This window comes from Salinispira pacifica, from assembly GCF_000507245.1.
GTDB lineage: Bacteria > Spirochaetota > Spirochaetia > DSM-27196 > Salinispiraceae > Salinispira > Salinispira pacifica.
Genome location: NC_023035.1, coordinates 844,669 through 862,737, shown reverse-complemented (window position 1 = coordinate 862,737; position 18,069 = coordinate 844,669). Strand labels below are relative to the sequence as shown.

Genomic DNA, 18,069 nt, shown 5'->3' with positions numbered 1-18,069 from the left:
CTGCAGCCCCTCAGTTGAGCACTTTCAGAACGTCTGCGTCTTCCACCGGCCTCTGGAGGGTTTCGCACAAATTCCGCTGGAGAATAAAACCCACCTTTCCGCCTTTTTTCTTTTTGTCATTTTTCATTGCGCTGATCAGCTGTTCCGGGGCACAGCCGCTTGAATCCAGCCGGTATGAGTAGGTCCCGAGAAGGGCCTCCACCCGGGAGATGTATGAATCCGGGGTTATTTCCAGAACTCTGCCCAGCTCAAGGGCCCGGAGAAGCCCCCACGCCACGGCTTCACCGTGACTCCACAGACCAAACCCGCTCACCGCCTCCAGGGCATGGGCAAAGGTGTGTCCCAGATTCAGCTGGGCTCTGAGCCCTCCCTCCCGAAGGTCTGCAAGCACCACCCGGCCCTTCACCATAAGGCTTTTCCAGATGATATATTCCAGAGCCCCGGGTTCCCGGTTCAAAATGGGTGTGCTCTGCTCTTCCATGAAGGCAAACAGCTCGGCGTCGTCGAGCATGGCGCTTTTGATCACTTCAGCAAGACCGCTGAGGTATTCCCGCCGGGGCAAATCCTTGAGGAACCCCGGGTACACACGTAATTGTTCTGCAGGATAGAAACTGCCCACCATATTTTTATAGCCGTGATAGTTGATTCCTGTTTTTCCCCCGAACGCCGCATCCACCATGGCAAGAAGGGTGGTGGGAATCAACACGAGTCTGTTCCCCCGCATGAACAGGGAGGAGGCAAATGCGGCAATATCGGTGACGACTCCGCCCCCAAGCCCCACAAAACAGCTGTCACGTGCAAAGCCCAGGGAGAAGGCGGTTTTCAGGATTAATTCAACATTGGCGAGAGTTTTTCCCGACTCTCCGGAGGGAAGGACCACCGCAGCCCGGGGAGTTTCAGGGGAAGGAAGGGAGGTTTCTGACAGTCCCTGCAGATCTTCCCCGCTTCGGATTTCAGGCATTTCGGTACCCGGGGGAAGCAGGCCATGGGAGTGAATCAGGTTCAGGGTGTTTTCGTCACAAATGAGAAGCAGGGGATTACCAAGATTTTTCAGCAGCTCAGCTCCATCTTCATGAAGGCTGAGGCGGGTGGTGAACTCCCCCAGGGTAAATTGCATCTGTCTTTTCATGCAGGGAAGAGTACAGCGGAAAGGTCGGGATTGTAAAGCGGAGGGTCAGGCTTCCACAGCCGTATCTTCCATCTCCACTTCATCCACTTTTTTCCTGATACTGCTCACCAGACGGTCAATGAAGGGGTCCACAATGGAGTATATTCGTCTGTTGCCTTTCACCTCCGACTGTACAATGCCCCTGTCTTTCAGAATTGCAAGGTGCTGACTCACCACCGGCTGGGGCTGATTCAGACAGACCCACAGTTCGCTGACACAGGGCTCGGCATGCTGGGAGATCATACAAAGAAGCTTCAGTCGCACAGGATGCCCGCACACCTTCAGTTTCTGCGCTGCATCGGCCATCACGTCTTCAGGACAGTTGGCATCGGCGAATTCTTCCGCCCGGGAAGTATCAAAGGAATCAACTTGTTGAACATTACTCATTCATTTCTCCTCAGACGCAGCCACATCGCGTCAATATCCGGCTATTTGGCAGAGCTGGCTGCCGGGCTGCTCTGGGAACTGCCATTCTTGCTGCCGCCGCCCTGGTCTCCGCCGCTTTTGTTCCGGCTGTCATTGATGTAAAAACCGCTGCCTTTAAATATCACACCGCTTCCTCCGCCGATGAGCCGGCGCAGGCTTTCTTTTCGGCATTCCGGACACTCCTGAAGAGGTGCATCGGACATACTTTGGAAGGTTTCAAACTCATGCCCGCAGCTTTTACATTCGTAATCATAATATGGCATTTCTCTTCTCCGTTATACTATATAACATTTTTAATATATAAGAAAGTAGTTTCCAGATAAATATATCGGTTTTTTTGCATTAGGACAAGATATTCCGCTACAGTATCTCTTCAGGGATGCGCACCGCCACTCCGTCTTTCCTGAGAGCATCCTTAATCTGATGGATGCTGAAGTCCCCGTAGTGAACCATGCTGGCAACAAGAGCCGCATCGGCATGCCCCCGGGTGAGTACTTCGCTGAGATGCTCAGGGCGTCCCGCCCCGCCGGAAGCCACCACGGGGATGTCCACCGCCTTGCTGATCATGGAAGTGAGCTCGATTTCATAGCCGTTGCGTACGCCGTCTGTATCGATGGAATTGAGGACAATTTCGCCGGCTCCCAGCTCCTGGGCTTTCAGAGCCCACTCCAGGGCATCTTTTCCCGTACGGGTCCGGCCTCCGTTAATCACCACCTGGTAGCCCGAAGGCATATCGGCATCCTTCAGTGCGTCCATCCCCAGAACAATACACTGTCTGCCGAATACTGCCGCCCCCTGGGAAATGATCTCCGGATTTTTCACAGCCTGTGAGTTCAGGCTCACCTTCTCTGCGCCGGCAGATATTACCCTCCGGATATCTTCAATCCCTGAAAGGCCGCCGCCCACGCAGAACGGGATAAAAATTTCCCTGGCGACCTTTTCAACCACGTCGATGAATATGCCCCGGTCTTCACTGGATGCGGTGATATCATAAAACACCAGTTCATCACAGCCCTGTTCATAATAATCCCGGGCCATCTCCACCGGATCGCCGATATCAACATTGCCCTTGAATTTAATTCCTTTGGTCGTCTTGCCGTCCCGGACATCCAGACAGACGATTACCCGTTTTTCCAGCATGTGAATCCTCCGTTGAAACCATCTGCTTTCTAAAAATTCCTGATAAAATTATCCAGAAGCCGCAGCCCTGCAGGACCTGACTTTTCGGGATGAAACTGACATGCAATAAGATTTTCCCTGCCGTAGGCGGAAACAAAGGGAAAACCGTATTCGGTCTCCGCCAGGTGAACCGATGCATCCCGGGGCTCCGGATAATAGCTGTGAACAAAGTAAAAACTGGAATTCTCCGGAATGCCCCTGAACAGCCCGGCAGAAGGATGGGACTCATTCACCCGCACCTGATTCCAGCCCATGTGGGGCACTTTCAATCCGGTAATGCCGTGGGCCTGGAATTCGCTGCTGAAGTATTTCGCCCGGCCGGCTTCCAGACCCAGACATTCGGTGGGTCCTTCATCGGAGGCATCCAGAATAATCTGGCTTCCGATACAAATTCCCAGAACAGGAGTTCCCTTTTTCACCGCTTCGGTAAGGGCCTGGGGAATGCCCCGCTTTCGGAGCACCGCCATGGCATGGGCAGCCTCACCCACCCCGGGAAAGAGAATTTTATCGGCAGTTGCAATATCTGCGGGGTCGGGGCTTACCCGGTAGGAGGCCCCCAGATGTTCCAGGGCAGTTTCCACCGAACGGAGGTTGCCTGCATCATAATCAATTACGGTTATCATTATATCTCCTTGATTCATGCCGTTTTCACTCCCCACCCGGGGATCGGGAGGCGGTCAGCCGGTCAGTTCAGAAGGGCAGCGCTGCTCAGGGGGTAATCTTTAATAATCAGGACATTACCCCGGCGTTCCATCCGGATCAGCTCCCGGTACTCCGGCTCGTCCAGACCCGGAAGAGTCTTTCTGAGCTGACGCAAAAGCAGCAGGCGGAGCACTCCGCTGAGGGCTCTGGCCCGGCCTTCCCCTCTGCTCATGATGAGCACATTCATCCCCATCAGCTCGCCCTTGGGGTGCAGCCCGATCCACATGGAGTCCAGAAGCCCCGGGTCAAGGGACAGAAAACCCGGTACAGGGCTTGAAGGGGTAACGCCTGCCATCCCGGTTCCGCCCATGGCACTGCCTGAACCGATTGCCCCCAGAAGAAACTGATCCTCCCGGAGAATTTCCCCGATATGGTTTTGGAGAATTTCCACCTGTCCGGCGGTCTCAGACTGACCGGCGGTCTCAGACTGACCGGCGGTATCAGACTGACCGGATGTGTCAGACTGCCCGGAAGTTTCGGTGAGTTGAGAATTTTCACCGTTCTTCATGTACTGATCTTCAGCGGCAAGGGAGGTTCGGCTGCTGCTTTGGATGATAGAGCGAACAGAGGAAATTCTCTCCTGTTCAGCCAGAATTTCCGACGGGGATGCATTCAGCGGGGTACCGATGGTGACGGCTGCGGTTCCGGCGCCGACCTTCATCACCGTCATGCTGCCGATGCCCCGGGAGGGCATGACAAAACGGGTCACCCGCCCGTCGGGACCGTGGAAGCGCAGCTTTTCAAAGCCGTTTTTCTTCAGTTGGGAACGGAGAATCCACCAGGGAACCGAATGACCGGCTAAAATTACCGGCCCCTCGCCGGGAAGCATACCCCGCCGGGGAAATGCGATTACCAGGCGACGGAAGTAGCGCCGGATAAGGTTCAGCGATCTGTCGTCGATGTTCTCCGGCAGAAACGCTCTCAGCAGCTCTTCCGGAGTTGATGCAATTTCAAGCTGAATAACATCGATGCCGGAAGCGGACAGCAGGGTGAAATGGGGAGCCGGCTCAAGCCCAGGAACACCGGCAGGCAGGGAGACTTCATCCCGAAGCCCCGGCAGATCGGTGCTTACACAGCCTGCAAAGAGGAGCAAGGCAGCTGCCGCCGGCAGGATAATGACCTGCCGGAGGAATGCCGCCAGAATATTCAGCTTTTTGCCAGATTTACTGTACATGAAACTTCTCCGGAATTGACCTGGGACGGCTGGGAGTCGGAGCTGAATTCCAGACTGTCACACAGAACTTCGCTCTGGAAGTATTCCTTGTGAGCCTCCAGAGATTCCTGAAGTTCATCATCCCCGTTCACCACCAGTGTAATCCGGTCGGTAACTTCCAGGCCGCTCTCCTTTCGGAGATTTTGGATTCCCCGGACCAGGTCCCGCACCAGGCCTTCCTGTTTCAACTCTTCGGTAACCACAGGGTCCAGGGCAACGGTAAGGCTTCCTTCGTTGAGAACTTTCAGTCCTTCCTTCTCCTCCCGCTGAACGATGATCGAATCCACGGTGAGGTCGATGCTTCTGGTGCTGATATCGATGCTCAGGGTGTTCCCGTCCAGAATGCTCTGAATCTCGGTGGGGCTGAGGGATGCGATTTTTCCGGCGGCTTCCTTCATATCCTTGCCCAGTTCCTTTCCCAGAACCCGGAAGTTCGCCTTGGCGGAATATTCCACCAGATCTTCCTCGTTGTCCCGGAAGATCACTTCCTTCACATTCAGTTCTTCCCGGATGATGTCTTCCATTTCAATGAGAATGTTTTTTTCATCCCGGTTTTTGGTAACCAGATGGATGGCGTTCAGAGGCTGCCGGACCTTCAGGTTATGAAGGCTGCGGATTGCACGGCCCATGCTCACAGCCTGCTGGGTTATGGCCATCTTGTGTTCAAGAAGACTGTCCCGGCGCCGGCTGTTAACCTGGGGGAAATCACAGAGGTGCACCGATTCGCTCATGCCGTCGGTTTTCAGATTCTGGAAAATCTCCTCACTGATAAAAGGAACGAAGGGTGCAGCCACCTTCACCAGCTTCACCAGCACCTCATACAGGGTTGAGTACGCCTCAAGCTTGTCGTCGTCGTTTTCACTCCGCCAGAACCTTCGGCGGCTTCGGCGGATATACCAGTTGTTCAACTGGTCGATGAATTTTACAACAGGATCCACTGCACGCTGAAGGTCATAGGCGTCCAGGTTCGCCCGGACTTCCTCCACCAGGGTTTCTATAGCAGAGAGAATCCAGCGGTCCAGGGGATTGGTGGGGTTTTCCGGGGCGGCATCGGGCTGTACGCCGTCGATATTCGCATAGGTGACAAAGAAGCTGTAGGCGTTCCACAGGGGAATTATTACCGATTTGAGCACCTCTTTCACCCCGTCGTCGGAGTACTTGAGATCCTCAGCCCGGACCACAGCAGAGTCCATGAGGAAGAGACGCAGAGCATCCGCCCCGTATGTCCCGATGATTTCCACCGGATCGGAGTAGTTCCGTTCGCTCTTGGACATTTTCCTGCCGTCTTCAGCCAGAACCAGTCCGTTCACCACCACATTCTTGAACGCCGGCTTCTCGAAGAGGGCGGCGGCCAGAACGGTGAGAGTGTAGAACCACCCCCTGGTCTGATCCAGACCCTCGGCGATGAAATTCGCCGGGAAATTTGCTTCAAAGGATTCCTTGTTTTCAAAGGGATAATGGTTCTGGGCATAGGGCATGGCGCCTGATTCAAACCAGCAGTCCAGGACTTCGGGAATCCGCTTCATCTCGCCCTTCCCGCAGGAACAGCTCCAGCTGATCTCATCAACATAATGCTTGTGGAGATCTTCAACCATCACACCGGATTTGTCCTTCAACTCCTGGCGGCTTCCCACACATTCTGTATGACCGCATTCTTCGCATTTCCAGACCGGCAGAGGATTACCCCAGAAACGGTTTCTGCTGATGGCCCATTCACGGGCATTCTCCAGCCATTTTCCGAACCTTCCCTTCTGCAGATGTCCGGGTATCCAGTTGATTTCATCGTTTGCATCCAGCATGATCTGCTTGATTTTTTCGATATCCACAAACCATGAGGAAATGGCCCGGTAAATGAGAGGCGCTTTGGTTCGGTAGCAATGGGGATAGCTGTGAAGGTAGTTTTCCCTTCGCACAAGTTTCCCGTTTTCCTTCAGGGCATTGATGATGGGCCGGTCGGCGTCTTTTACAAAAAGCCCTGCGTATTCGGGAATTTCATCGGTGAACTGACACTCTGCATCGATGGGCACAACCACCGGCAGTCCGCTGTGTTTCAAAACACGGTAATCGTCTTCTCCGAAACCCGGAGCAATGTGTACAATTCCCGTACCGTCCTGGGTGGTTACAAAATCACCCATGTGGATCCGGAATCCGCCTTCATTGTGAAGATCCTTGAAATAGGGAAATACCGGTTCATACTGCCAGCCCTCCAGGTCCTTGCCTTTCAGACGGTTGAGAATGCGGTAATCGTTTTCATCTTTGTAGTAATGGGACAGCCTGCTTTCGGCAAGAATGAACTCTTCATCGCCGTCGGAAATACGGACGTAGTCAATATCTTCCCCCACTGCAAGCCCGAGATTGGAAGGCAGGGTCCAGGGAGTTGTCGTCCAGGCCAGCAGGGAGAGCTTGCCGTTTCCTGCAGCACCCTTACCGCTGAAGGGAAGCTTTCCGTTCTGATCACCTGTTACGGTAAATTTGATGGTGATGGCAGGATCGTGTACGTCCTTATATCCGCCGAGATTCACTTCGAAATTCGACAGGGGTGTGGCAAGCTTGGGACTGTAGGGCAGAATGTACGCCCCTTCATAGACGAGCCCCTTCTCCCACAGCTGCTTGAACACCCACCAGATGGATTCCATGTAGTCGGGATCCATGGTCTTGTAGTCATTTTCAAAATCCACCCAGCGTCCCATCCGGGTTACGGTCTGCTCCCACTCACCGGTGTAGCGGAGAACAATTCCCCGGCAGGCTTCGTTGAATTCGGCAACTCCGTACTCTTCAATCTGGCTTTTGCCGGAAATTCCCAGCTCTTTTTCCATTTCATATTCAACGGGAAGCCCGTGACAGTCCCAGCCGAATCTGCGATGAACTTTTTTGCCGTTCATGGCCTGATATCTGGGGATAATATCCTTGATGGTTCCCGGGACAAAATGACCAAAATGAGGAAGTCCCGTTGCAAATGGAGGTCCGTCATAAAAAACAAATTCTTCCGCGTCTTCTCGCTGATCTATTGATTTTTGGAAAATACTCTTATCTTCCCAGAATTTGAGAATGGCCTCTTCCATCTTGGGAAAACTCACTCTGGGATCTACTGGTTTATACAAAACTTACTCCTTACGAGGGTACGGTTGGTCAGAGACACCATACTAATGACGATAAACTCAATGGTCAAGTTGAACAAAGGTTCATGAACAGAACCGCCAAGGGGGAAAGAAGCTCCGGATTCATGAAGACAGCCTCCCCCTGCTGTGGTATAGTCTTTTACAATGAACGAGACGAGAGAACGGATCCTGTTTCTGTATTTATCCACCGGAGGCGGGCATATTTCCGCAGCCCGGGCATTGGCCAACGAACTGGAATTCAGATATTCCCCGGAAGAAGTGGAAATTCACCTCTTCGACGGCATTCCCGACAACGGTTCCGAGATCCAGAGAACCCTGGTTGAGCGGGGTTACCGCTTTTCCACCCTCACCCTGCCGTTTCTCTGGTCTATTATCTACCAGGTTTCCAACATTCCTTTTGTGATGAACTTCCATACCAAGGCGATGAACTTTTTCTCGGTACCGTTTTTACGGAAATATATCAGAAAGCACCGGATCACCCGGGTGGTGAACCTTCATTTTCTTCTTACCAGGCCCCTGTTCCGAGCACTCAGGCAGACCCGGCGGCTGGATATTCCGGTGGTCACCGTGGTTCTGGATCCGTTTTCCTGCCATCCCCTGTGGTTTTACCGCCAGTTTGCACCCATGATCGTTTTTTCCCAGCGGGCGGAGAAGCAGGCCAGAACCTCCATACGCTGGCTGGGCATGCCCCCCATGCTTCTTCCCAGAAAACGGGAGGTGGTCCAGCTTCCCCCCATTCTCAGTTCAAAATTCAACCGCCCCCTGGACAGGGAAACCCGCCTCAATCTCCGGGATGAATACGGGTTTTCCCGTGATAAGCGGCTGATTCTCATGGCCGGCGGAGGCGAGGGCCTTCCCCGGGGAGAAAAATACCTTGAGGCCATCAGCCGGGCGGGGCTGGACACCCAGATCGTCTTTGTATGCGGCCGGAATATCAGCCAGTACGAACGGGTACAGGAAATTGCCGAAAAATATTCCCAGGCATCAATCCATGTTTTCGGTTTTGTGAATTTCATGTATGAGCTGATGAACATGGCGGATGTAATTGTCACCAAAGCGGGGCCCGCAACGATTTTTGAAGCCCTGCTCCTTCAGAAACCGCTGATCCTCACCCAGCGGCTTTACGGCCAGGAACAGGGAAACGTGGATTTTGTGGTGAACAACCAGCTGGGGTGGTTCATCACCAAGCCCAGGCTGATGATGGAAAAGATTAACGAAATTCTTGAGCATCCCGAACTCTTCGACTCCACCATATCCCGCATACGCAAGGCCGGGATCACCAACGGCACGTCCCGGATTGTGGATTACATCATGAACCTGCCTGCTCTGCCTGAGAAGCGGAACAAAATTCTGGATATTCTCTACAGCCGGAAATAAACCACTCCCTGATTGGGGCAAGGCCCTCCGGGATCGGTGCCCATGGCATAGCAGCCGCTCACGTCACACACTCATTTCACACCCTCACAGAACCCGCACAAGGACCGTCACAGCTGCAGGAGTCGTTTTTTTGACCTCAATACTCTGATTTACTACAATATGTGCATCAGGAGGACCGAATGCAGCGTCTTTCCACACGCTTTTTCGCCATTTTATCAGGATACATTCTGCTTTTCCTTGCCACGGTCATTCTTACGCTGAGCATTACCCGTCAGCAGGCCGACGATGGAGTGTTGATCAACATGGCAGGCCGTCAGAGAATGCTGACACAGAGAATGACCAAAGAGCTGTTTCACTACCTTATCAGTGGTGAAGATCAGTGGCTGGAATCTCACAGGAATACCAGAAATGTTTTTCATGCAAGCCTTACCGCCCTTCGTGACGGCGGACAAATTCCCCTTGATCTGAGCATGGAACGCTATCGCAGTATTCCCGGGGCACTCACACCGGAAATTCTCAGTGCGCTGGAGGCAGGGACAGAAAAATGGGAGCGCTACCGGCAGGAAGCCGACAGCGTTCTTCAAAGCCGCCGGGAAAACAGATCTTCGGAACCTTCCCGGGTATCTCAAAACACAGAACTACCGGACACTGCAGCTCTGAACTCGCTTTCTTCTTTGAGTGTTTCATTGCTGGGGGATATGAATGCTGCGGTGGTACTGATGCAGGAGGGAAATGAGCGGAAGGTGGCATCGCTTATTACCGGTCAATTTATTATCCTGGGATTCATCCTGGTCTACAGTCTGCTGGTTCTTGTGTATATCAGAAGGGGTATCAGCAATCCTCTACAGGAGGTCACCGACACCGCAGCAATTCTCGGCAGGGGAGCCCTGGCGGAGATTCAGGCTGAAAACACACGGAGTGACGAAATCGGTCAACTCAGATCGAGTTTCATCAAACTCAGCAGAATGCTCGACCATCGCATGCAGCTACTGATGGAAATGGGAAACGGTCAGTTGAAACAGGAAATACAAGCCGAGGGACCGGATGACAGGTTCGCCCGTGCGCTCGTCCAGACACGGGACAGCCTTAGCGATCTCATTTATCAGGTGCGCAATGCAACGGAAAACAGCCGTTCTGCAGCCGGCGAACTTTCAGAATCCGCATCGACGGTTGCCAGCGGCGCCAGTGAGCAGGCGGCCAGCCTGGAACAGATCTCCTCAAACCTGAATGAGATCCGCACCCGGTCCCGTGAGAACACCCGCAGCGCCGACAAGGTTGCCGAAGCTTCCCGGGACGCCCGGCAGCTGGTGGAACAGAACACTCAAATGAACAATGAGCTCATCCGGAACATGGCGGAGCTGGAGCAATCGGCATCGGATATTCAAAGTATCACCAAAACCATCGACGACATCTCGTTCCAGATCAACCTGCTTGCCCTCAATGCCAACGTGGAGGCCGCACGGGCAGGTAAATATGGAAAAGGATTTTCTGTTGTTGCCGAAGAAGTGCGGAATCTGGCCGCCAGAAGCACGGACGCCGTGGCTGAAACCAGGGATCTGATCTCCAGGAATAACGAATTGACCGGCAGCGTAAAGGCCGGGATCGAAAACGGCAATTCCGTGCTGGTGAAAGTCGCCCAGTCCACAGGAGATATTCACAGCAGACTGGATGAGGTTCGCCGAGTACTGCAGAATCAGGATTCACAGATTTCCGAGATAACTGACGGGATTGACCAGATATCTGCGGTAACCCAGAGTAACACCGCAAGCGCCGAGGAGCTTTCAGCCGCTGCCGATGAACTCAACTCCCTGAGCCGCAGACTATCCGAACTTGTGGAAGTATTTTCGATATAATTTTATATATATATTTATATATATTGTTGACACAATTCCACCGCCCCCCTACAATTACCACTAATATCAGTTTTTCCGCATATGTATTTAGGAGCATATATGAAAGTACTAATTATCGGTGGCGTGGCCGGCGGCGCAACCACAGCAGCACGGCTGCGGAGAATTCAGGAAGATGCAGAGATCGTTATTTTCGAACGGGGCGGGTACATCAGTTACGCAAACTGCGGTCTGCCATACTACATCGGCGATGTGATTCAGGACCGGGATCGACTCTTTGTTCAAACTCCCGAAAGCTTCAGGGAAAATCTGAATATTGATGTACGAATCCGCAGCGAAGTAACATCCATAGACCCGGAATCGAAGCATATCAGCGTAAAAAATCTGGAAACAGGGGAAGAATACCGGGAGAGCTACGACAAGCTGGTGCTCTCTCCCGGTGCGGAACCGGTGAAGCCTCCCATTCCGGGCATCCAGTCCGAAGGTATTTTCACCCTTCGTTCTGTGCCGGAAACCGACGCCATTAAAACCTTCGTTGAGGAACACAATCCCCGTAAAGCGGTGATCGTGGGTGCCGGATTTATCGGTCTGGAAATGGCGGAGAACCTGCACGAAAAAGGACTCTATGTCACCATCGTGGAAATGGCCCAGCAGGTGATGAATGTGGTGGACTATGAGATGGCCGCCCAGGTTCATCAGCATCTGAAAACCAAGGATGTGGAATTCTATCTTCAGGACGGAGTCAGCAATTTCAGCAGACAGAAGGGAGCAGACGGTCAGGAGCGGATCATCATAACCCTTCAGAGCGGCAGAACCATCGAAACCGATATGGTGATCCTCTCCATCGGCGTCCGGCCCGAAAGCCGTCTGGCACGGGATTGCGGAATTGAAACCGGGGAAACCGGAGGCATTAAGGTTAACTCCCACCTGGAAACTTCGGAAAAAGATATCTATGCGGTGGGCGATGCCATAGAATTCATCAATCCCATCACCAAACAGCCCACCATCACCTATCTGGCAGGTCCTGCCAACAAGCAGGGGCGGATTTGCGCAGATAATATTGTGTTCGGAAATCAAAAAGAGTACCGGGGTTCCATTTCCACGGCCATCGCCAAGGTGTTCGACATCACCGTAGCATCCACCGGAGCCAGCGAAAAGACACTGAACAAGCACCGCATACCCTATCACTCCATCATCACCCACGGATCAAGCCACGCAGGCTACTATCCCAACGCCATGCCGGTAACCATTAAAACCCTCTTCTCCAAGGATGAAGGCCGGGTTCTTGGGGCCCAGATTATCGGGTACGAAGGGGTTGATAAGCGGATCGATATGATAGCCGCGGTAATCCGACAGGAAGGTAGCGTCCAGGATCTCATGGAACTTGAGCACGCCTATGCGCCCCCCTACTCTTCGGCGAAAGATCCGGTGAACATTGCGGGGTTCGTGGCGGAAAACATTCTCACCGGCAGAAGCCGGCACATCCACTGGAACGAGGTGGCCGCAGGCTGCAACCCTGATGAAATGCAGCTGGTGGATGTGCGCACCCCCGAGGAATATCAGCTGGGAAGCATAGACGGAGCGGTGAACATACCGGTGTATGAAGTGCGAAGCCGTCTGGGTGAACTTGACCGGAACAAAACCATTATCGTGTTCTGTGGAGTGGGACTGCGGGCATATCAGGCGGAACGGATTCTCCGACAGAATGGATTTGAAGATGTATTCAACCTTTCCGGAGGGTACAAGACCTACGAATATGCCGCCCAGAAACAGAGCAACGAGGACATATTTGAAAATGACACCATCTGGAAGGATGACAACATCTATCAGGTGGATCCGGACCGGAAGAGTGCACAGCCGGGCTCTGCACCGGTATCGGATTCTGTCATGGCTTCGGCGGCAGGTATCAAGAAAATGGAAATCGATGCCCGGGGACTTCAATGTCCCGGCCCGATTATGGCCCTGAAAAAAAGCGTGGACAGTGCCTCAGAGGGGCAGATAATCCGGGAGACCGCCACCGATCCGGGCTTCTACAAGGATGTGAAAAGCTGGTGCAATATGACCGGCAACACCCTGGTGAGTCTTGAGCAGGACGGAGCCAATATCGTGGCGGAAGTCCGGAAAGCCGCCGCCCGGGACAGTGCAGCGCAAAACGGCACTGCAGGCAGATCAGGAAGCAACGCGGGCAATGAAAGCACCATGGTGGTATTCTCCGACAGTCTGGATCAGGCCCTGGCCAACTTCGTGATCGCCAACGGTGCAGCCAGCGCCGGAAAAAAAGTTACCCTCTTTTTCACCTTCTGGGGATTAAGCGTCATCAAAAAGAGCCGGAAGACCCGGGGCGTCAAAAAAGACTTCATGGGGAAAATGTTCTCCCTCATGCTCCCCCGGGGCAGTAAAAAGCTGGGGTTGAGCAAAATGAACATGGCAGGCATGGGTGCAGGCATGATGCGCAGACGAATGAAGAAGCTGAACATCGACAGTCTGGAAACCATGATCGATCAGGCCCGGGAGAACGGTGTGCGCATGGTTGCATGCCAGATGTCCATGGATGTGATGGGCGTAAAGGCCGAAGAGCTGATCGACGGCGTGGAAATCGGCGGAGTGGCAAGCTATCTGGAAGCCGCAAGCAGCGCCGGGGTGAACCTCTTTATTTAAGTGTGCGCCGCTGCCAGGTGCCCGGCCGAATTCGGATGCAGCCCGGCCCCGGCCTCCTCGCCCGCGGGGAGGGGGCGAGCGCCTGCCCTCCCCCGGAATCACGGATTTATCCGCAAATCCCCAGAGCACCGCTGAGTATCCGGGAAAACCGGTCAAGGCGGACCTGCCGGGGATCTTCCCCCGGGGAGATGCCGTTCTTCTCATCATGGATATGATTTAATACAGGAAGATATATCCGGGAGATCAGCCTTCCCGACTCCTCTTTCCCCAGAGGATATCCCTCCGGCCTGGCCCTCTCCATATAGCGCCAAAAGTACCCGATAAACTCCCCGTATGAGGCCAGCACGTCGGGGTCGTCATTCAGCCCCTTGCAGGAGGCAAGTTCCAACCCCTGATGATGCAGTTCATAGGTTCGAAACAGAATGGCGAACAGCCCGTGGAGGGTCACCTCAGCCTCATCCAGCCCCGCTTTCAGCTCACTGGTAATATAGTCCATTGAGGGCATGGTTATCTCTTTGATTAATTCCAGCTTGGAGGAAAAGTGATTATACACCGTAGCCCTGGTGACCCCCGATTCCCTGGCAATCTCATCCAGAGATACCGCCTCAAAATTCCAGGGGGTGATCATGCTTACAGCGGTTTGAATAATCTGCTCTTTATTACGGGCTTTATCGGCTCTCATCTGCCATCATCCTGTGGGACATTTTATGCTGGGATGTGTTTTATACATCTATGCCGAACACCTGGCGAACCACAAAGCCCACTCCGAAACTGATTGCGGCCACTCCCAGACTCAACAACGCCATTTCCCAGAATCGGCGGGAGAAATTCAGATCTTTTGCAATGGAGATATAATAATTAAAGAAAAAGATTATGGCTACTGCGATGGTCAAAGTCACTGCAAGAGCAAGAATCCCGTTCTGGAGAAGCAGATACGGAAGAATCAGCAGGATAACCGTGAGAATATAGGCAATCCCGGTGTACACCGCCGATTTCACCGCCTTGGACTTTGCCTCTTCATCTGCAGTGGTACTCAGATACTCGCTGGCTGCCATGGACATGCTGGCGGCGATTCCGGTAATTAATCCGGCGGCTGCAGTGAGGCTGGTATTCTGAAGGGCAAAGGTCAGCCCCGCAAGTGCGCCGGTGAGTTCAACCAGCGCATCGTTCAGTCCCAGCACAATGGATCCCATGTAATCCAGCCGCTCCTCGTTCAGCATATTCACCAGCTGGTTTTCATGCTCATCCTCTTCAGATGCAATCTGTTCAGCCTCGGGCACCAGGTGGGCGATCTCCCGGTACGCCTCTTCGGCGGCTTCCTCGCGCTTTTCCATCAGTTTCACACCGAATGTGAGGCCCATGGTGCGGGCGATAAAGGTGTAGAAAAACAGTCTGAACCCCATGGGCCTGGGGTTTTTTCCGGTGTATTTCGCCAAAATATCGGCGTGTTTCTTTTCTTGAGATGCAATATGTTCCAGCACCTTCCGGTTTTCCGGGTCTTTTTCCGACTTGGCAAGCCGGGAGTAGATCCGATGCTCGGTAACCTCATTTTTTTGAAATACAAAGAGACGTTTTAATGTTTCTTTGTCAAGTTTCCGCTCATTCATCTGGTCTCCTTTTGTCGCATTCTTTCGTGGATAAAAACTGACGAACCGGGTATATTATCCGTACAATATAATGAAAGGATAGTGTTCAATGAAGAAAAAGGTCAATATTTCCCGCTTCGGGCTGCCTCCCCGCACAGGCTTCATGCTGCTTGCACTGCTTACAGTGTTCATGTTCAGCTCCTGCGGAAATCTCTTTTTGCCCGACGAAAGAGTCCGGGAGTTTAATGTACGGAACATCGATAATAGCTTTTATACAATCAAGGCAAGGCTGAAAGCCCACAGCGAATCCGCCATTATTTACGTTGAAAAAGGCGAAGATGTGGATAAGTCACTTATACAGACCATGCTGGAGGAATTCGATTCGGAAATACTGCCCCTGGTTACAGAACACTATGGTCCTCCGGCAGATCTGGATGAAAATGGACGGGTAATTCTTCTTCTTCTGGATATCAAGGACGGGTATAAGTTCGAAGGCGATCCCTTCATTGCCGGCTATTTCGACGGTACAGACTTAATCATGAATCCAAACAGCAACGGCGGTGAGATTCTGTATATTGATACCGATCCCGGATTGGAAAACCTGGGGGGGATCCTCTCCACCGTTGCCCACGAGTACCAGCATCTGGTGAATTTCAGCCGCTGGAATGTGTTCAATGATTCCGGAGGCTACACCCAGGTGGAAACATGGGTAAATGAAGGTCTCTCCCTCTCCGCCGAGGAGCTGTACACCGACGGTCTGCTGGAAAACAGGGTGGGCTATTATTATTTTGATCCTGGCAGGCGATATGTTAAGGGCAATAACTTCGTTACCTGGGACCGGGATCTGGCCGAGGACTATTCCTCCGTCTATTTGTTTTTTCACTGGCTCCGCGCCCACGGCGGCGGCAGGGATGTTTACTCCGATATTTTTTCATCCCCCTACAGCGACTACCGGGCGATCACCAAGCTGATTGCTGACAGGGACGGCACAGACCTGGGGGGCCTTGACGTGAGCAATAACGATGCAGCCACCTGGGAAAACGCCCTGGGAACCTGGCTGGCTGCAACGGTGCTTTTACAGCCCAGCGGCCTGTACGGCTTCCGGGATTTTGACAGCGTGAATCACAATGAATCCAACGGTGTTATTGTGAGCAGTCAGGGGGGAATCCTGTTAGCACCGGAGTATCTCATAGGGTATTCCGATGAAATGAACACAGAAGACCAACTACGTCTTCAGGATCTCTATGTTTTCAACTCATCCTACGCCCTATCCGGCGGAGACAGACTGATTTATGCCCACCCGGATTTCGTAAGCGAAGTCGACCAGAGTGACATTGAAAATGAAGCCGGGCTTTCATATTTGGGTTTTAATGTTGGCAACCCTGTGGTTGCGACCGCTATAGATTCGGACGGTAAGCAATTGAAAATCTACCAGGGGTTTTCCAACTTCACTAAGGTAGATCTGGAATCAAGTGAGGGTAAAGCGTATATAATCGTGGCCTTTAACCCCATGCACTCCGGTGCAGCCATCCAGACCGGACCATTCACGGCCACCAGTACCTCCCAAACATTTGAGCGGAACATGCTTTACGTTGAAGACTCCCCGGGAAGCCGCTCCGGCAGCCCGGGTTTCGGATCCATGCCCATAGGCAGGGTCTACGGTCCGTGATGCATGTAAAAACCGTGATAAAACGCGTCTCTTGCAGCACCGTATTGGTGCTGCTGTTGACCCTTGCTCCCATGAGCACAGCCGCAGCCGGCGGGGCTGAATCGGAAAGAGAGACGGTAAGCGATGAACTTTACGGCGCATCCTTCCCCGGAGAGATTGACGGTCCCAAGCAGATGCCCCGGCCTGTACCTGCGGGGTCCCGGGAGCTCAACGGATATCTGGTAAGCCTTGGAAGCACCCCGTTCAACCGGCCCGCCCTGAAGGTCTTTGAATCCGGAGAGTACTATTATTATATTCTGGATGAGAACAGGATCTCAGAGATGCTGGAAACGGGAGTTTTGTCCGGAAACGGTGAGATTGTCCTTCGGGGCACCGTGGAAGTACGCCCGGTGTACCTTGTGAACGGAAGACTTTCATCCCTGGAATATCATCTTATAGATTTTCAACATGCAGGAGATACACAATGAACCGACATTACAGATATCAGATTATCTGTCTTATTCTCGCCTTGATGATGACGGCAGCTTTCCTCAGCGCCTCACCCCAGGAGGAGCTGCCCGGCCGGACCTTTGTTCAGGGAGTGGATGAGAGCATGGAGTCAATTACACTTACCGGAGTTGTGAGAATGCTGGGGGATGCCAGAACCTCCAGTCCGGCACTGATTCTCGATGAAGACGGGATTACACAGACCGGAGGAGTGAGCTCCCTGGGACTGATCGGTCCCGGCGCACGCAGCCTTGTGAATGAATCCCAGGGTTCAACCGTATCCATTCAGGGCAGGCTCTTGAGCAAAGAGGATTACGAGAAGGAATACCGCCAGCTCTACCCCCTGCGTTACGGGCCCTTCGGCGGATATCTTTTCGTTCCCGGCGAACAAGGTGAACCCTCCGGCGAAGAACCCGCCGCCCCCGGCCGGGACGGTACGGAAGACCCTGCAGAAAACAACGGCGGCGACGGAGCATAGCAGGATCTTTTCCACCTCCTGCCCCTTCACAACATCATCTGCGCCCCGCCCCACTTCAACACCCCATCCCGCTGCAGCTGCCTTATCCGCCGGTCTTTTTTCCCACGGCTCGCCGGCCTTTTGCTCACGGCTCGCCGTCCTGTTTCCCCGGGCCGCCG

The 18,069-nt window shown here is 53.2% G+C and carries 15 protein-coding genes; 6 read left to right on the top strand and 9 right to left on the bottom strand.

Annotated features, from left to right (window positions below; all coding sequences use genetic code 11):
- Positions 1-10: 10 nt before the first annotated feature.
- The 7 genes from L21SP2_RS03755 to ileS all read right to left on the bottom strand — a co-directional run bounded on the left by L21SP2_RS03755 (position 11) and on the right by ileS (position 7,789).
- Positions 11-1,117 (bottom strand): 3-dehydroquinate synthase, encoded by a 1,107-nt coding sequence (locus L21SP2_RS03755; protein WP_024267160.1) that lies wholly within the window; start codon positions 1,115-1,117, stop codon positions 11-13.
- A gap of 57 nt (positions 1,118-1,174) precedes the next feature.
- On the bottom strand, positions 1,175-1,555 hold the full coding sequence (locus tag L21SP2_RS03750) for an ArsR/SmtB family transcription factor (protein WP_024267159.1): 381 nt from the start codon (positions 1,553-1,555) through the stop codon (positions 1,175-1,177).
- Between the two features lie 41 nt (positions 1,556-1,596).
- Entirely contained in the window at positions 1,597-1,857 is a 261-nt protein-coding gene (locus L21SP2_RS03745) for an FmdB family zinc ribbon protein (RefSeq protein WP_024267158.1), read from the bottom strand.
- A 97-nt stretch (positions 1,858-1,954) separates the two neighbouring features.
- Positions 1,955-2,734: an imidazole glycerol phosphate synthase subunit HisF gene (gene hisF, locus L21SP2_RS03740; protein ID WP_024267157.1), complete on the bottom strand. Its 780-nt coding sequence runs from the start codon at positions 2,732-2,734 to the stop codon at positions 1,955-1,957.
- Between the two features lie 29 nt (positions 2,735-2,763).
- The gene (gene hisH / locus L21SP2_RS03735) at positions 2,764-3,396 is read right to left on the bottom strand and encodes an imidazole glycerol phosphate synthase subunit HisH (protein WP_024267156.1); all 633 of its coding nucleotides are present in this window, start codon (positions 3,394-3,396) and stop codon (positions 2,764-2,766) included.
- A gap of 62 nt (positions 3,397-3,458) precedes the next feature.
- A complete protein-coding gene (locus L21SP2_RS03730) occupies positions 3,459-4,649 on the bottom strand; it encodes a hypothetical protein (protein WP_024267155.1) in 1,191 nt (396 codons plus the stop codon).
- Positions 4,622-7,789, bottom strand: a complete 3,168-nt coding sequence (ileS, locus tag L21SP2_RS03725) for an isoleucine--tRNA ligase (RefSeq protein ID WP_024267154.1) — start codon at positions 7,787-7,789, stop codon at positions 4,622-4,624. The genes L21SP2_RS03730 and ileS overlap by 28 nt, the downstream gene beginning before the upstream one ends.
- A gap of 162 nt (positions 7,790-7,951) precedes the next feature.
- Between ileS and L21SP2_RS03720 the strand changes: the two genes are divergently transcribed.
- From L21SP2_RS03720 to L21SP2_RS03710, 3 genes are all read left to right on the top strand, one after another.
- Positions 7,952-9,184, top strand: a complete 1,233-nt coding sequence (locus L21SP2_RS03720; protein ID WP_024267153.1) for a glycosyltransferase — start codon at positions 7,952-7,954, stop codon at positions 9,182-9,184.
- Positions 9,185-9,363: 179 nt separating this feature from the next.
- Complete coding sequence (locus tag L21SP2_RS03715) at positions 9,364-11,037, top strand: methyl-accepting chemotaxis protein (protein ID WP_024267151.1); 1,674 nt, start codon at positions 9,364-9,366, stop codon at positions 11,035-11,037.
- A gap of 99 nt (positions 11,038-11,136) precedes the next feature.
- Positions 11,137-13,692 carry an FAD-dependent oxidoreductase gene (locus tag L21SP2_RS03710; protein WP_024267150.1) on the top strand — a complete coding sequence of 852 codons (2,556 nt, stop codon included), beginning with the start codon at positions 11,137-11,139 and terminating at the stop codon, positions 13,690-13,692.
- 106 nt (positions 13,693-13,798) lie between these two features.
- Here L21SP2_RS03710 and L21SP2_RS16810 read toward each other — a convergent pair whose 3' ends face one another.
- Together L21SP2_RS16810 and L21SP2_RS03700 are read right to left on the bottom strand one after the other, a co-directional pair.
- Entirely contained in the window at positions 13,799-14,374 is a 576-nt protein-coding gene (locus tag L21SP2_RS16810) for a TetR/AcrR family transcriptional regulator (RefSeq protein WP_024267149.1), read from the bottom strand.
- Between the two features lie 40 nt (positions 14,375-14,414).
- Positions 14,415-15,299, bottom strand: coding sequence for a VIT1/CCC1 transporter family protein (locus L21SP2_RS03700; protein WP_024267148.1), 885 nt, complete (start codon positions 15,297-15,299; stop codon positions 14,415-14,417).
- An 88-nt stretch (positions 15,300-15,387) separates the two neighbouring features.
- On the opposite strand from L21SP2_RS03700, the gene L21SP2_RS03695 reads away from it, so the two are divergent.
- Genes L21SP2_RS03695 through L21SP2_RS03685 form a run of 3 tightly spaced genes read left to right on the top strand, consistent with a single transcriptional unit; the run spans position 15,388 to position 17,911 of the window.
- Positions 15,388-16,947: a DUF2268 domain-containing putative Zn-dependent protease gene (locus L21SP2_RS03695; protein WP_024267147.1), complete on the top strand. Its 1,560-nt coding sequence runs from the start codon at positions 15,388-15,390 to the stop codon at positions 16,945-16,947.
- 14 nt (positions 16,948-16,961) lie between these two features.
- Complete coding sequence (locus L21SP2_RS03690; RefSeq protein WP_169730416.1) at positions 16,962-17,414, top strand: hypothetical protein; 453 nt, start codon at positions 16,962-16,964, stop codon at positions 17,412-17,414.
- On the top strand, positions 17,411-17,911 hold the full coding sequence (locus L21SP2_RS03685; RefSeq protein WP_024267145.1) for a hypothetical protein: 501 nt from the start codon (positions 17,411-17,413) through the stop codon (positions 17,909-17,911). The genes L21SP2_RS03690 and L21SP2_RS03685 overlap by 4 nt, the downstream gene beginning before the upstream one ends.
- Positions 17,912-18,069 lie beyond the last annotated feature (158 nt).